This is a genomic window from Salipiger sp. HF18 (assembly GCF_011806505.1).
GTDB lineage: Bacteria > Pseudomonadota > Alphaproteobacteria > Rhodobacterales > Rhodobacteraceae > Salipiger > Salipiger thiooxidans.
In genome coordinates this window covers 1-14,417 of record NZ_JAATOS010000071.1, presented here as the reverse complement: position 1 = coordinate 14,417, position 14,417 = coordinate 1, and the positions used below count along the sequence as shown (strand labels likewise).

Genomic DNA, 14,417 nt, shown 5'->3' with positions numbered 1-14,417 from the left:
CGGATTGCCGGTCGGCGCTGCTCGAGGCCGATACGTGGACCGCGTCCCCGGCCTCCCCCCGCGTGCTTTCACAGCCCAACATTTCGCCACTGGTCCCGATGGCCAACTCCGCCCGACGCCGTCGATGGCCGGATCAAAGCCCGGACTATTCCCTGTTCACGGGCGTTTTCAGCGCTAGATACCGTGACGTCACGGCCATAGGGAGCTGTCTCGCACCCGCCAGGACATGCTTGGCGGGTTGAGTTTTCACAAAAGCTTCACTAAACGAGGCCGGTCCATTCGACAGGAGCCGATACCGGCATGCTTGGCACGATCTGGAAACGTTACATCTCTCCCATGCTGCACCGCCCCCTGCGCGTGCAGATTGCGGCGCTGTGCTATCGTCATGCCGAGACCGGTCCCGAGATCCTGCTGATCACGTCGCGTTCCACCAAGCGCTGGATCATTCCCAAGGGCTGGCCGATGCACGGCACCGACGGCGCGGGCACCGCGCTGCAGGAGGCCTGGGAAGAGGCGGGCGTCAAGGCCCGCGCTCCGCGCCGCCCGGTGCGCATCGGCCGCTACCACTACGACAAGGTGCTGGACGGCGGCCTGCCGGTTGCGACCAGCGTGGACGTCTACGCCATCGAGGTCGAGAAACTGCTCGACGACTTCCCCGAGATGCAGGACCGCGAACGGCACTGGATGACACCCGAGCGTGCCGCGGCGGCGGTGCACGAAGAGCAGCTCAGCGCGCTGCTGGCCGATCTTCGCGGCTATCTGGACGACGCGGCCAGGGGCTGAGGCCCGTGCCAGATCCAGCCAGGCTGCGAGACTTCAAGGAACATACCCACGTGCCCGACACTCCCCCCGCCACCCAGTGGAAGACACTGGACCAGGACCTCAATCGCCTGTCGCGACTCGAGGACGCGACGATGTACACGGCGCGCCCCCTCGTGGGGGTCGGCATCAGCCTCGTCTTCGTGACCCTCGCCGCGGTGGCGGCGGCGATCTTCACCGGCGGTGAGCCGCAGGGCCTCGCGGTGGTCGTGGCGGCGGCCTTCGGCGCCTACATGGCGCTCAACATCGGCGCCAACGACGTGGCGAACAACATGGGCCCGGCGGTGGGCGCCAAGGCGCTGTCGATGCTGGGCGCCATCGCCATCGCCGCGGTGTTCGAGAGCGCCGGCGCCCTGCTCGCGGGCGGGGATGTGGTCTCGACCATCTCCAAGGGGATCATCGACCCGGCGAGCCTCGCCGACACCAGGGTCTTCGTCCGGGCGATGATGGCGGCGCTGCTCGCCGCCTCGATCTGGGTGAACACCGCGACATGGATCGGGGCGCCGGTCTCGACCACGCACTCGGTGGTGGGCGGCGTCATGGGCGCCGGGATCGTGGCCGCAGGCGTGGGCGCCGTGAGCTGGTCGACCATGGGCGCGATCGCCGCGAGCTGGGTCATCTCGCCGCTGCTGGGCGGCATCATCGCCGCCGCCATGCTCGCCTTCATCAAGTGGCGCGTCATCTACGTCGAGGACAAGATCGCCGCCGCCCGCACCTGGGTTCCGGTGCTGATCGGCCTGATGAGCGCCGCCTTCGCCGCCTATCTCGCGCTGAAGGGGCTGAGCCACGTGGTGAAGATCGGCCTCGGCACCGCGCTTCTGATCGGCGGGGCGACCGGCGCGCTGCTGGGGGCGCTGTCGGTGCCCTTCATCAAGCGCCAGTCCGAGGGGCTGGAGAACCGCAACCGCTCGCTCAAGACGCTGTTCCGCCTGCCGCTGGTGGTCTCGGCGGCGCTGCTCTCCTTTGCTCATGGCGCCAACGACGTCGCCAACGCGGTGGGTCCGCTCGCCGCGGTGGTCTACGTGCAGCAATCCTCGGCGGTGGCCGGAGAGGTGTCGATCCCGCTGTGGGTCATGCTGCTGGGGGCACTCGGGATCTCGTTCGGCCTCGTGCTCTTCGGGCCCAAGCTGATCGGCATGGTCGGCAGCCAGATCACCAAGCTGAACCCGATGCGGGCCTATTGCGTCGCGCTTTCCGCGGCGGTCACGGTGATCGCCGCGTCATGGCTCGGGCTGCCTGTCAGCTCGACCCACATCGCGGTGGGCGGCGTTTTCGGCGTCGGATTCTTCCGCGAGTGGTACATGGAGCGCCGCTTTCGCCGCATGCACAACGCCCGCCCGGCGCCCGAGCGGCTGGCACGGCAGGAACGCACCCGCCGCAAGCTTGTTCGGCGCTCGCATTTCATGACCATCGTTGCCGCCTGGGTCATCACCGTCCCCGCCGCCGCGCTGCTCTCGGCCGGCTGTTTTCTCATGCTGAAGACGCTGGGGTTCTGAGGCCCGGTCACGGGCGAGCGCGCAACGCCTTCCGGACGGCTTGCTGGCATGGCGCGGTAGCCGTTCCGGCAGGGCCGTCCTCAAGCGAAGCGCGCCAAGGCGCTGTCTTCACGGCTGAAACGGGGATGCGCCGCGAGACGTCGTGAAGGGTCCGGGGCGTCTGCCACGGTCGCCCGGTCCCAATCGGCGCCCGGGTCGCGTCAAGCGTCCGCGCCTGTCACCGGGCGCGGTCCCGACCCCGCTCACGCACCGCAGCCGAGGCTTTCCGCATGCCCGGCGAGGTCGGTCCTATCACTTAGGTCACGCCATGATGCGAGCGTTGAAAACACCCTGAACCGCCGGGGTCCAAGATCGCGGCGGAGCTTGTCCGGAAGCGGCTAGAGTGGCGTTTTCCCCTGCTCGCCATTCGCAGAATGATCGTGCCGGATTACGTCCCTCGAAAGGAGAGCTGTACCCATCACATGGAGGCGGCATTGCCCTTTTCGGGAAATCACACTCATTCAGGCGCCAACGCTCCCTCTCGGACCAGGAGCCCGTCATGTCTCGTTCGACCCTCTCCCGCACCCGGTGTCTGCGTCTCATCCCGCGCAGCCTCGAGAAGGGCGTGTTCGTGGCGCTTCTGGGGCCGTCCGGCTCGGGCAGGACGACGCTTCCGAACATCCTGGCGGGGCTGGCCCACGCGGGCAGCGGCCGCCTCGTGTTCGACGGCGAGGACATCACCCGCCAGCCCCCGGGCCAACGCCGTTTCGGCATGGTGTTCCAGAGCTGCGCGCTGGTCCGCCACATGACCGTGGCGCAGAACATCGGCTTTGACCTGAAGGGGATGAAGAACGGACCGGATCGCGCGGGCATTGCGCAGCGGGTCGGGGAACCGCTCGGGATGATCGAGCTGCCGGGGCTCGGCGACCGCTCCCCGGCGCAGCTCTCGGGCGGGCAGCGCCAGCGGGTCGCCATGGCGCGGGCGCTGGCGAACCGGCCGCGGCTCCTGCTGAGGGACGAGCCCTTCAGTGCGCTCGACGCGCAGGTGCGGGTGTCGCTCCGCAGCGAGGTCCGGGCGCTGCAGCGCAAGGCCGGGGTGGGGGCGATCATGGTCACCCACGACCGCGGCGAGGCCGAGGCGCTGGCCGACCGCATCGCCATCATGGACAACGGCCGTATCCTGCGCATCGACCGGCGCGCCGCCGCTGCGGCCTAGCGCCGTCCGGCGCCCGGTCGGGGCGGCGAGAGCCGGCGTTCGAGCTGCACCAGCCCGTCGTGCAGCAGCACCGCGAAGAGCCCGACCACGAGCCCGCCCTGCACCACGAAGGCGGTGTTGCTGGTGAGCAGGCCCGCGATGATGACCTCGCCAAGCGTGCGGGCGGCGACCGTGGAGCCGATGGTGGCCGTCCCCAGCGCGATCACCACCGAGAGGCGCACTCCGGCAAGGATCACCGGCAGGGCCAGCGGCAGCTCGACCAGCCGCAGCCGCTGCCACCGTCCCATGCCGATGCCGCGCGCCGCCTCGAGCGTGGCGGGCGGCAGATTGCCGAGCCCGGTCATGGCGTTCTCGAAAACCGGCAGCAGCCCGTAGAGGAACAGCGCCAGCAGGGTCGGACCCGCGCCGAAGCCCATCATCGGCACGGCAAGTGCCAGCACCGCCACCGGCGGAAAGGTCTGGCCGAGGTTGGTGACGCTGCGGGCCAGCGGACGGAACGAGGCGCCGAAGGGCCGCGTCACCAGCACCGCCAGCGTCACCGCCACCACGGTCGCCGCCAGCGAGGCAACGGCGACGAGGCCGAGATGGCTCAGCGAGAGCGACAGCAGCGAGGCGCGGTCGTAGATAACCGGCCCGCCCTCGGGCGCGAGCGGCGCCAGCAGCGGCGCGACCCAGCCCGGCGCCAGCACGAGCACCAGCAGCACCGCGACCAGCCCCGCCCGCAGCAGCCCGCCGATCACACCAGCTCTCCCCGTCGGCGGATGGCGTCGAGCGTCACGCGGCCTGGCGCGCCGTCGTCTGTCGTCACCGCGACCGCCTCGCGGCCCGAGGCGAGGCAGGCCGACAGCGCGTCGCGCAGGCTGGAACCGGCGGGCAGAGCCTCACCCTCGGCGGGGCCGGGCTCGGCGATCTCGGCGGCGGGGATCAGCGACAACAGGCGTAGCGGCCGGTCGGCCTCGCCCACCATGTCGGCCACGAAGCCGGTCGCGGGGCGCGCGATGATCTCGGCCGGCGTGCCGATCTGCACCAGCCGGCCTGCGTCCATCACGGCGATGCGGTCGGCCAGCCGGATGGCCTCGTCCATGTCGTGGGTCACCAGCAGGATGGTCGAGCCGAGCGCGCGCTGGATGCGCCGCAGGTCCTCCTGCGCGCGGGCGCGGATGATCGGGTCGAGCGCGCCGAAGGGCTCGTCCATCAGCAGCAGGTCCGGCCGCGATGCCAGCGCCCGCGCCACGCCCACCCGCTGCTGCTGACCGCCAGACAGATCCGCCGGGTAGCGGTCGCGGAAGGCCTCGGGCTCCATCGAGAACAGCGTCAGCAGCTCGTCGACCCGCGCCCGGATCTTGTCGCGCGGCCAGCCGAGCAGTTCGGGCACCGCGCCGATGTTGCGCGCGACCGTGTGATGCGGGAAGAGCCCGTGGCCCTGGATCGCGTAGCCGATCCGCCGACGCAGCAGGTGGGGGGCGATGGCCTCGGTGCTCTCGCCGTTGATGCGGACCTCGCCCGAGGTCGGCTCGACCAGCCGGTTGATCATCCGCAGCAGCGTCGTCTTGCCCGAGCCGGAGGTGCCGACGATGGCGGTGATCGTGCCGGTCTCGGCGGTCATCGAGACCGCGTCGACAGCGGAGGTGCTGCCGTAGACCTTGGTGATGCGGTCGATCTCGATCATGCCGCGGCCCTTTCCGTGCTGTCTCTGCGGGCGACGTCGACGAGGATGTCCATGACGATGGCCGCCACCATGGCCAGCAGCACCGTCGGCAGGGCGCCGAGCAGGATCAGGTCCGTCGCCGTCTGGTTCAGCCCCTGGAAGACGAAGCGGCCGTAGCCGCCTCCGCCGATGAGGCCCGCGATGACCGCGAGACCGATGTTCTGCACGAGCACGATGCGCAGCCCCGCCAGCAGCACCGGCAGCCCCAGCGGAAGCTCGACCCTCAGCAGCCGCTGCCAGCTGGTCATGCCCATGCCGCGCGCAGCCTCACGCACTGGGGCGGGCACGGAGTCGAGGCCTGCCACGGTGTTTCCCACCACCGGCAGCAGCGAATAGAGCACCAGGGCGATGAAGGCGGGGGCAAAGCCGATGCCCGCGATGCCGACGGTCTGCGCCGCGGGCCACGTGGCGGCGACCCACGACAAGAGCGGGATCATGATGCCGAACATGGCGAGCGAAGGGATGGTCTGCAGGAAGCTGAGCACCGGCAGCAGGCTGCCGCGCAGCGCCGCCTGACGGTGACAGAGGATGCCGAGCGGAAACCCGATCAGTGCAGCGGCCCCGAGCGAGCCGAGGGCCAGCTCGAGATGCCGGAGCGTCGCGCGCCAGAAGGCATCGGCGCGCCCGGCGAACTCCTGCGCGACCGAGAGGTCCGAGAGCGCGCCCGACCAGAGCAGCGCGGCGAGCAACCCGAGCGCGCCCGCCAGCAGCCCCGCGCGCAGGATCGGCCCGGGTGCGAGCTGTGCCAGCGCGTCGGCCATCAGCAGCAGGAACACCGACAAGAGCCCCCAGAACCCCGCCGCCGGAGACACCCGCGCATAGGTCCCGGCCTCGGCCAGCAGCGAAGGGGCACCGACCGCAAGCAGGCCGGTGGCGCCGCCGAGCCCCAGCAGCGCGCCGCCGAGCCGGAGCTTCGGCAGCGCCGCGGGCAGGCCCATGACGAGCCCCGCGATCATGCAGCCAAGCGCGGGCAGGGTCTGCGCAACGGGCGCCACGGCCCAAGGAGCGACGCCCTCACCGGCGACGATGCGGTTCGCCGCCAGCGTCATGTAGGGGACGGCCAGCAGCGCGAGCCCCAGGACGGCGAAGACCAGCCCGGGCGCCGAGAGCGCGGCTTCGGTACGGCGTGCGATCAGTCCAGAACTCCGACAGAGGTGAGATACTCGCGGGCCACCGCCTCGGCCGGCTCGCCGCCGACCTGGATGCGGCCGTTGAGCTCCTGCAGGGTCTCCATGTCGAGCCCCTCGAAGATCGGGTTCAGGACCTCGGGGATGGAGGGGTATTCCTCGAGCACCGCGTTGCGGACGATCGGCGTCGGTTCGTAGACGGGCTGCACCCCCTTGTCGTCGGTCATGACCTTGAGCCCGGTCGCGCCGACGCCGCCGTCGGTGCCGTAGACCATCGCGGCGTTCACCCCCGAGGTGCCCCGCGCCGCCGCCTGGATCGTCGCGGCGGTGTCGCCGCCCGAGAGGATCACGGTCTGGTCCTGGGTGAGCTCGAAGCCATAGGTCGTCTCCATCGCCGGCAGCACCGCGGGCGAGGACACGAACTCGGTCGAGGCGGCGAGCTTGATGTCGCCGCCGCCGGCGATCCAGGCCCCGAAGTCGGACATGGTCGCAAGCCCGTTCTCCTCGGCGACCGGACCGGTCACCGCGATGGCCCAGGTGTTGTTGGCGGGCGCCGAGGACAGCCAGGTGATCTCGTTCTGCACGTCGAGCTCGGCCGCGCGCTCATGGGCGGCGGCGGCGTCCTTCCAGACGTCGCTGTCGGCCTCGTTGAAGAAGAACGCGGCGTTGCCGGTGTATTCGGGGTAGATGTCGATCTGACCGGCGAGGATGGCCTCGCGCACCACCTGCGTGCCGCCCAGCTGCAGTCGCCGTTCCACCGGCAGGCCCGCGTCCTCGAGCGACAGCGCGATGATGTTGCCGAGCAGGCCTCCCTCGGTGTCGATCTTCGAGGAGACGGTGATGTCGGCATGGGCTGCGGTGGCCATGACGGCGCTGGCGGCAAGGATCTGGAGCTTCATGGGATCTGGGCCTTCCTCTGGAGGGGTTTTCGTCTTCGCCGTTGTGGCCACCAAGGTAGCCTGTAATCTCGTTCCGGAAAGGGTTTTGTCGGTTCGGGTCGTGGCGCGGCTCCGCGGGTGCTGTCCTGTCGCCAGTCCTGCAGATCGTGCGAGCCTGCCAGGGTCGGAGCGGGGCGCCGGCGCCGGTCGGGCGCGCGGGTCGGGACTGTCTGACGCACAGCGGCGCGGTCGGTCCTGGCCACGGTGTCCGCCGCGGCGGGCGCTCAGACCGCCTGCAGCAGGCCGGTCTCGAGCGCGAACCAGACGAGCTGGGCGTCGGTCTCCATGCCGAGGATGCTCTTGATCTGGTAGTGGTTGTTGCGCACCGTCTTCTGGCTGATCGCCAGCTCCTCGGCGATGCGCTCGGCCGGCCAGCCACGGGCCAGCAGGCAGAGGATCTCGGTCTGGCGCGGGCTGAGATCCGAGAGGCCGGTGCCCATGCCCGAGATGCGATCGCGGGCGATGGCCTCGATCACGTCCGGAGAGATCACCGTGCGGCCGTGCAGCGCGCCGAAGATCGCCTCGATCAGGGTCTTGGGGTCGCTCGACTTGGTGATGTAGCTGGTGGCGCCCGCCTTGATGGCCTTGAGCGCGAAGGCGGCGCTCAGGTGCATGGTGAAGACCACGATCCGGGCGCTGTCGTCGTATTGCCGGATGTGGCGGACGGCCTCGACGCCGCTGGCGCCGGGCAGGGTGACGTCCATCACCACCACGTCGGGTTGCAGGGCGCGGAACTGCGCATAGGCGCTGCGGGCGTCCTCGGCCTCGCCGACGATCTTCAGACCCGGTTGCAGATCGATGAGCCGCCGGTAGCCCTCGCGCACCACCGGGTGGTCGTCGACGATGATGACGCTGTACTCCTTCATGCCGCGCAGCGCCGCCGCGCGTCGGGCAGGGTCACGCGGATGCGCACGCCCCGGCCGGTGTCCTGCAGGCGCAGCGTCCCGCCCATGGCCTCGGTCCGCTCGGACATCCCCAGCAGCCCGTGCCCCGGCGCGCCGTCCTCCGCCCGCCCGCCGCCGTCGTCCTCGACGGTGAGCACGATGCCGTCGCCCTCGGGGTGCAGCGTCACGTCCACCTGCGAGGGAGCGCCGTGGCGCATGGCGTTGGTCACGCATTCCTGCACGATGCGGTAGAGATCCAGCAGCACCGCGCCGCTCATCTCTGCCTCGTCGAGCGTGCTGTCGAGGGTCAGCCGGGCGCTGCTCTGGGCCTGCCAGCCCGAGAGCATCCCGCGCAGGCTCGCAATCAGCCCCACCTCGTCGAGATCCGGCGGACGCAGCCGGGCGAAGGCGCCGCGCAGGCAGGTCATCATGGCACGGATGTTGGCGCCGATGGCGTCCGCATCCCGCGCCAGACCCGGGCTCCCCGGCGGCGCGGCGAGGCGGATCGAGGCCGCGAGCGCCGCAGTCGCGGTCAGCATCTGGCCGAACTCGTCGTGCAGGTCGCGGGCGAGCTGCCGGCGCTCCACGTCCTCGACCTCGATCAGGCGGCGGGTCAGGGCCCGGCGCGCCTCGGTGCCGGTGCGGAGCTGTTGCGCGAGGCGGTTGACCGCGTCGGCGATGAGCCGGAACTCCGCCGCGCCCGAGGCCGTCACCCGCGTGTCGAGATCGCCCTTGCTCAGCCGGTCGAGCCCGCGGACGATGCCGTCCACCGGCTTCAGCCGCGAATAGATCGCGATGGTCCCCAGCAGCAGCACCCCCGCGGCCATGCCCACCGTCTGCCAGAGCGCCAGCCGCACCCGCTGCCAGGCGAGCGTCGCGGCGGCGACCGGATCGAAGCTCACCTCGATGCCGTAGACGCCGTCATGCGAGGCGCTGCCCGCGCCTGTTGCGCGCTCGGTCTCGCCGAAGATCCGCGTCACCGCCTTGCGGAAACCCTCCGGCGCGACCGGCCCGAAGACCTTCCAGCTGGCGCAGAGGCGGCGTTCGGTGATGAGCCGCTGCTCGAAGCGGATGCAGGTGCCCGGGGCCATCAGCCCCAGCAGCTTGATCGACGTCATCTCTGCATAGAGCGGCTCACCGGCGCGGGGCTCCATGTGGTAGTTGCGCTCGAGCACGTAGCCCGCGCGCGTCAGCGTGTTGCGGGTCATGCGGTCGGCGGTCTCATAGGCCCCGGCGGCGGCGAAGCCGATGGTGATCGCCCCCGCCACCAGCGTCACCAGCCAGAGCGTCAGAACCAGTCTCAGCCTGAGACTCATCGCAAGTCCTCCCCGGAACTCCCTCGCGTCCCGAGGATCGGGTAATCCGGCCGGTCTGTCTCGGGCAAATTGCCCGAGATTTCCGTATTTTCCGCGAAATCCTTTGCCTGACCGCACAGGCATGGCTTCATGGGGCGGGCAGAACGGGAGGAACGTATGGAGGATCTGTCACCCGCGGGGCCGCTGGCCGAGGCGGCTCAGCGCCTTGTCCGCAGCCTGGAGAGTGGGCTGATCGGCCAGTCCCTGCTGGTCGAGCGGCTGGTGATCAGCCTGCTGACCGGCGGGCACGTGTTGATCGAGGGCGCGCCGGGGCTGGCCAAGACGCGCTCGGTCCGGCGGCTCTCGGACGCGGTCGAGGGCAGCTTTGCCCGCATCCAGTGCACCCCCGACCTCATGCCCTCGGACGTGACGGGGACGCAGGTCTGGCGGCAGGACAGCGGCACGATGGAGTTCCTGCACGGTCCGGTCTTCCATTCCCTCGTGCTCGTCGACGAGATCAACCGCGCGCCGCCCAAGGTGCAGTCGGCGCTGCTCGAGGCGATGGCAGAGGGGCAGGTGACCAGCGGCGGCGTGGCGCGGCCGCTGCCCGAGCCCTTCATGGTGGTGGCGACACAGAACCCGCTCGAGCAGGAGGGCACCTTCCCGCTGCCCGAGGCCCAGCTCGACCGCTTCCTGTTCCACGTCCTGCTCGACCTGCCGGACGAGCAGACCGAGCTCGCGATCCTCGACCTCGTCGAGGGCGAGCTGCGCAGCCACACTGGCCACGCCGAGCCAAGTCTTACCCACGCGACACTGGCCGCCATGAAGGAAGAGGTGCTGCAGGTGCATCTCTCGCCCGCTTTGCGGCGCTACATCGTCGCGCTGGTGATGATGACGCGCACCGGGGGCAACGGTGTCGAGGTGACCGACCGCATCCGCCACGCGGTGAGCCCGCGCGGGACGCTGTCGCTGGCCGCGGCGGCGCGGGCGCGGGCCTGGCTCAACGGCCGCGATTACGCGGTGCCCGAGGACGTCAAGGCGCTGGCCTCGGACATCCTCTGCCACCGCATGGCGCCGACGTGGCGCGCGCAGGCGGCGGGAGAGACCTCGCGCGGGATCATGGCCGAGATCCTGTCGGCGGTGGAGCCGCTGTGAAAAGTGCCGTGCCGTCCGGGGCGCATCTGTCGCTCGACCGGCTGGTGGCGCTGGCCTCGGTCGCCGCGCCGATGGCGCATCACGGCCTGTCGCGGGGCAGGGTGGCCGGGCTTTCGGGCCCACGCCGGGGCGAGGGCGGCGATCTCTACGACCTCCGGCCCTTCGTCGACGGCGACGACCGCCGCCAGATGGACCCCGCCGCCACCGCGCGCAGCGGGCGGCCGCAGCTGCGGCGCCGTCACGAGGAGGTCGAGCGCAGCCTGATGCTCGTGGTCGACATGCGCGCGCCGATGCTCTGGGGCACGCGCGGGCGGTTCCGCTCGGTCGCGGCGGCGGAGGCGGCGGCGCTGGAGGGCTGGCGCTGGGTGCGCGCCAGTGGCCGCTGCGGCCTCGCGATCCTGCGCGACGGCGGCATGGAGTGGCTGCCCGCGCGACCGCGGGAAGCGTCGATGCTGGAGATCGCGGGGGCGCTCGCCCGCACCCATGCCGAGATCCTGGCAGAGCCCGCAAACGCAGCGCGCACACAGGTCGGGTCCGCAGCTGTGCCGCGCCCGCTGGTGGAGACGCTGCCCGGGATCGCCGCGCGCCTCGCCTCGGGCACCGCGATCCTGCTCGCCACCGGACTCGACACGCCCGGCGAGGGCTTCGGTCCCACCGTGACCGCGCTGGCCCGGCGCAACCCGCTCGAGATCCTGCTGGTGCAGGATGCGGTCGAAACCGCGCCCCCGCCCGGAACCTTCACCGCGCGCATCGGCGCGGCCCTGTCGCGGGGGCGGTTCGGGGCTTCGCCCTCGGCGGAGATGCTGTCAGAGCACGCCATTCCATTCCGTCCCGTGCCGTGCGACCAGCCGGAGGAGCTGACCGCATGACCCCCGAAGAGCTCGTGTCGCGGCTGGCACCGGTGCGCGTGCCCGAGGCCTTCGCCCGGTTCGGGGTGCAGGATGCGCTGGCCGTCGTGGCGCTGGGTCTGCTGGCGGGCGTACTGCTCTCGCTCGTGCTGCGCGCACTGACCCGGCCACGGCCCCGTGCCATCCACCGCGCCCGCGCCCGGATCGCGGTCTTGCAGGAGCTGTCGCCGCAGGACCGCATGGCGGGGCTCGCCCTGCTTTTGCGCGAGTTGGGCGAGGACGTCCCGCCTCAGGCCCGGGACGCTCTCTACGACCCGGCCGCCCCCGCTGATCCCGCCCCGCTCGAGGCCGCGATCCTTGTCGCTGCCCGGAGGCGGCGAGGATGAGCTTCGCCGTGCCATGGGTCTTCTGCCTGCTGCCGTTGCCGCTTCTGCTGCTGCGCCTCCTGCCGGCGCGCGCCGCCGCCAGTGGCGCGATCACCCTGCCCCCGGCGCTCGCCATGGCTTTTCACCCGACCGCCGCAAACCCGGTACACCGCCACGCGCGGCTGATCGCGCTGGCCTGCGCCTGGGTCGCGCTGGTCGTGGCGCTTACGGGCCCACGGCAGGAACAGGTGCTCGACGTCGTGCCCGCCTCGGGCCGTGACATCGTCCTGGCGCTGGATCTCTCCGGGTCGATGGAGCGCGAGGATTTCGTGCTGGACGGCCGGACGGTGTCGCGCCTTGCCGCCGTGCAGGACGTCGCCGCGCAGTTCGTTCGCGGCCGCACCGGCGACCGCGTCGGGCTCGTGGTCTTCGGTGACCGCGCCTATGTTGCGGCGGCCCCGACCCACGATGTGGGCGCCGTTGCGCAGGTCATAGGAACCCTGCAGATCGGCGTCTCGGGCAAGGCCACGGCGATCGCCGACGGGCTCGGGCTCGCCATCCGCCGCCTGCGCGGGCGCGAGGCCGAGAGCCGCGTCATCATCCTGCTCTCGGACGGGCAGGACACCACCGGCGCGGTCGATCCGGTGGCCGCCGCGCAGGCCGCGCAGGAGCTGGGGATGCGGGTCTACACCATCGCGCTCGGGCCCGCCGATCTGGCCAGCAGCCCCGATGCGCGCGACGCGGTCGACAGCGAAACCCTGCGCCGCATCGCCGAGGCGGCGGGGGGCGAGACCTTCCGCGTGCGTTCGACCGAGGATCTCGAGGCCGTGACCCGCGCCATGGACCGGCTGGAGCCTAGCCTTGCGGACATGCCGCCGGTGCGGACATGGCGGCTTTACTGGCCATGGTGCGCGGCACTGGCGGTGGCGGCGCTCGCCGCGGCGCTGGTGCTGCACCTGCGGGAGAAGGCATGACGCTGCCCGAGCTCATCCTGCTGCGGCCGCTCTGGCTGCTGGGCCTTCCGCTGGCGCTGGCCGCGGGCGTGGTCGTGGCGCGGCGGGCGGGCGGGAAGGGGGGGGGGGGCGCGGGGGTCGAGACCGCAGCCGCGCCGGCGGGCGCGGGAAAGCTGCAGGGCTGCGGCGAGCCCGGCAAAGCTCCCGCCGATGACGAGAACATCGTAAGTCATTGCGTTTCCTTTTTACGTATCACAGTAAGTTACATGATTCGTCGCACCCCTTCAAGACATGAAACTATCGTTGTTACGTGAATGCTGCTAAGGAGCCTGGAAAGACAAGGAAGGGAAACCCCATGGCGCGCGATCTTCGTATGTCCCGGATGCTGCACGTCCTGATCCACTTGGACCGGCACGTCGGGCGAGCCACTTCGGAGCAGATCGCTCAAATGATTTCGACCAATGCAGTGGTGGTGCGCAGGATGATGGCGGGGCTGCGCGAGCGGGGGATCGTGTCGTCGGAAAAGGGTCACGGCGGCGGCTGGCAGCTTGTTTGCCCGCTGGCCGAGATCAGCCTGCGCGACGTCTACGAGGCGGTCGGCCACCCGCCGCTGTTCAATATTGGCCCGCAGGCGGATCCGTCGTCATGTCTGGTCGAGCAGGCGGTCGACGCGCGGCTCGACGCGACGCTGGCAGAGGCCGAAGCACGGCTTCTGACCCAATTCGCCGAGATCACGGTGGAGGAGGTCGCACAGGATTTCGAGCGTCGTTTCGACGAAAGCGGCCATACGGTGCCGTTCCTCTGGCATGGCGCGACGGGGGAATGATCGGTGGTGGCACTATCTGTGCCGAGAATGGGGCAATGTGAGCCACCAGAAGTCATTTCAGATGTGCTAAGGTCAGGCGCCCCGACTTGCCGCGAGCGCATGGAGACCTTCCGTGCGGAGGTGGGTGTAGCGGCGCAGCATTCTCCAGTCCTTGTGCCCGGTGACAAGGGCAACCTGTTCAATGGAGAAACCTGCCTCGAACAGTCGACGGGTCGCTTCGTGGTGCAGATCATGAAAACGCAAATCCTCGATACACAGAGTACGGCAGACCCGTCGGAATGCCGTGCCGATCGAGCGTCCGTTGTGACCTGCTCCCCTTGGAGTCCGGGTTTCTTAGTTCGCTCTATTCAGGGTTTGGCCCTCTACTGACCGTTGGTGACACTCCCACGGGGTGAGCCCGTCGAGGCTCGTATGTGGGCGATGGTGAGTGTAGTCGTCGCGCCAGTGAGAAGACATCCACTGCGCGCTCGAAGAATATCCAGTTCGGGATCAAGCTGTCTTTCCGTTTCCGAAAAGCGAAGCCGACAGAGCAGACACCAGTATCGGTTCGCCCCTGCACCGGCGGACCGTGCGGGATACCACTCGGCACGACACCTGCGGCATAGCCCGATCAACCTGGGTTTGAGCGAAGCTTGCAGTCTTCCGAAAACCGTCTTCGCACGGCCCGCTCAGCCGTTCTTCAGGATGTTGCAGGCCCCGCGCCCTCTGACAGCAGGGTGTCGGCGACATCCATCGCCTCTTTGCGAGTCACTGCAATCTTCAATGGAAAACCCCAGAATTTGGAAAAGACCGCGCCGAACGTCTTGAA

Annotated in this window: 16 protein-coding genes and 1 pseudogene; 9 read left to right on the top strand and 8 right to left on the bottom strand. The window is 70.3% G+C overall.

Features of this window, described 5'->3' with window-relative positions; genetic code table 11:
* Positions 1 to 300: 300 nt before the first annotated feature.
* From HC022_RS09135 to HC022_RS09125, 3 genes are all read left to right on the top strand, one after another.
* Complete coding sequence (locus HC022_RS09135) at positions 301 to 783, top strand: NUDIX hydrolase (RefSeq protein WP_167452210.1); 483 nt, start codon at positions 301 to 303, stop codon at positions 781 to 783.
* 50 nt (positions 784 to 833) lie between these two features.
* On the top strand, positions 834 to 2,315 hold the full coding sequence (locus HC022_RS09130) for an inorganic phosphate transporter (protein WP_089959585.1): 1,482 nt from the start codon (positions 834 to 836) through the stop codon (positions 2,313 to 2,315).
* Between the two features lie 538 nt (positions 2,316 to 2,853).
* On the top strand, positions 2,854 to 3,510 hold the full coding sequence (locus tag HC022_RS09125; RefSeq protein ID WP_167452209.1) for an ABC transporter ATP-binding protein: 657 nt from the start codon (positions 2,854 to 2,856) through the stop codon (positions 3,508 to 3,510).
* Here HC022_RS09125 and HC022_RS09120 read toward each other — a convergent pair.
* From HC022_RS09120 to HC022_RS09095, 6 genes are all read right to left on the bottom strand, one after another.
* Positions 3,507 to 4,250 (bottom strand): ABC transporter permease, encoded by a 744-nt coding sequence (locus HC022_RS09120; RefSeq protein ID WP_008888075.1) that lies wholly within the window; start codon positions 4,248 to 4,250, stop codon positions 3,507 to 3,509. The two genes, HC022_RS09125 and HC022_RS09120, sit on opposite strands and share 4 nt — an antisense overlap.
* Positions 4,247 to 5,179, bottom strand: coding sequence for an ABC transporter ATP-binding protein (locus tag HC022_RS09115; protein WP_167452208.1), 933 nt, complete (start codon positions 5,177 to 5,179; stop codon positions 4,247 to 4,249). The genes HC022_RS09120 and HC022_RS09115 overlap by 4 nt, the downstream gene beginning before the upstream one ends.
* Positions 5,176 to 6,267 carry an ABC transporter permease gene (locus HC022_RS09110; RefSeq protein WP_254885014.1) on the bottom strand — a complete coding sequence of 364 codons (1,092 nt, stop codon included), beginning with the start codon at positions 6,265 to 6,267 and terminating at the stop codon, positions 5,176 to 5,178. The genes HC022_RS09115 and HC022_RS09110 overlap by 4 nt, the downstream gene beginning before the upstream one ends.
* Before the next feature lie 83 nt (positions 6,268 to 6,350).
* Positions 6,351 to 7,244 (bottom strand): ABC transporter substrate-binding protein, encoded by an 894-nt coding sequence (locus HC022_RS09105; protein ID WP_008888129.1) that lies wholly within the window; start codon positions 7,242 to 7,244, stop codon positions 6,351 to 6,353.
* Positions 7,245 to 7,507: 263 nt separating this feature from the next.
* Positions 7,508 to 8,149, bottom strand: coding sequence for a response regulator transcription factor (locus HC022_RS09100; RefSeq protein WP_008888195.1), 642 nt, complete (start codon positions 8,147 to 8,149; stop codon positions 7,508 to 7,510).
* Entirely contained in the window at positions 8,146 to 9,483 is a 1,338-nt protein-coding gene (locus HC022_RS09095) for a sensor histidine kinase (protein ID WP_167452207.1), read from the bottom strand. The genes HC022_RS09100 and HC022_RS09095 overlap by 4 nt, the downstream gene beginning before the upstream one ends.
* 156 nt (positions 9,484 to 9,639) lie before the next feature.
* Between HC022_RS09095 and HC022_RS09090 the strand changes: the two genes are divergently transcribed.
* Genes HC022_RS09090 through HC022_RS09065 form a run of 6 tightly spaced genes read left to right on the top strand, consistent with a single transcriptional unit; the run spans position 9,640 to position 13,609 of the window.
* Complete coding sequence (locus HC022_RS09090) at positions 9,640 to 10,617, top strand: MoxR family ATPase (protein ID WP_167452206.1); 978 nt, start codon at positions 9,640 to 9,642, stop codon at positions 10,615 to 10,617.
* The gene (locus HC022_RS09085) at positions 10,614 to 11,486 is read left to right on the top strand and encodes a DUF58 domain-containing protein (protein ID WP_368484638.1); all 873 of its coding nucleotides are present in this window, start codon (positions 10,614 to 10,616) and stop codon (positions 11,484 to 11,486) included. The genes HC022_RS09090 and HC022_RS09085 overlap by 4 nt, the downstream gene beginning before the upstream one ends.
* Positions 11,483 to 11,851 (top strand): hypothetical protein, encoded by a 369-nt coding sequence (locus HC022_RS09080; protein WP_167452205.1) that lies wholly within the window; start codon positions 11,483 to 11,485, stop codon positions 11,849 to 11,851. The genes HC022_RS09085 and HC022_RS09080 overlap by 4 nt, the downstream gene beginning before the upstream one ends.
* On the top strand, positions 11,848 to 12,804 hold the full coding sequence (locus HC022_RS09075) for a VWA domain-containing protein (RefSeq protein ID WP_167452204.1): 957 nt from the start codon (positions 11,848 to 11,850) through the stop codon (positions 12,802 to 12,804). The genes HC022_RS09080 and HC022_RS09075 overlap by 4 nt, the downstream gene beginning before the upstream one ends.
* Entirely contained in the window at positions 12,801 to 13,097 is a 297-nt protein-coding gene (locus HC022_RS29065) for a hypothetical protein (RefSeq protein WP_254885013.1), read from the top strand. Before HC022_RS09075 ends, HC022_RS29065 begins: the two co-directional genes overlap by 4 nt.
* A gap of 41 nt (positions 13,098 to 13,138) precedes the next feature.
* Positions 13,139 to 13,609 carry an Rrf2 family transcriptional regulator gene (locus tag HC022_RS09065; protein WP_167452203.1) on the top strand — a complete coding sequence of 157 codons (471 nt, stop codon included), beginning with the start codon at positions 13,139 to 13,141 and terminating at the stop codon, positions 13,607 to 13,609.
* A gap of 72 nt (positions 13,610 to 13,681) precedes the next feature.
* On the opposite strand, the gene HC022_RS09060 is transcribed toward HC022_RS09065, so the two are convergent.
* Both HC022_RS09060 and HC022_RS09055 read right to left on the bottom strand, forming a co-directional pair.
* Entirely contained in the window at positions 13,682 to 13,900 is a 219-nt protein-coding gene (locus tag HC022_RS09060) for a tyrosine-type recombinase/integrase (RefSeq protein ID WP_368484639.1), read from the bottom strand.
* A gap of 42 nt (positions 13,901 to 13,942) precedes the next feature.
* Positions 13,943 to 14,065, bottom strand: a pseudogene (locus tag HC022_RS09055) (integrase core domain-containing protein); the annotation flags it as partial.
* Positions 14,066 to 14,417 lie beyond the last annotated feature (352 nt).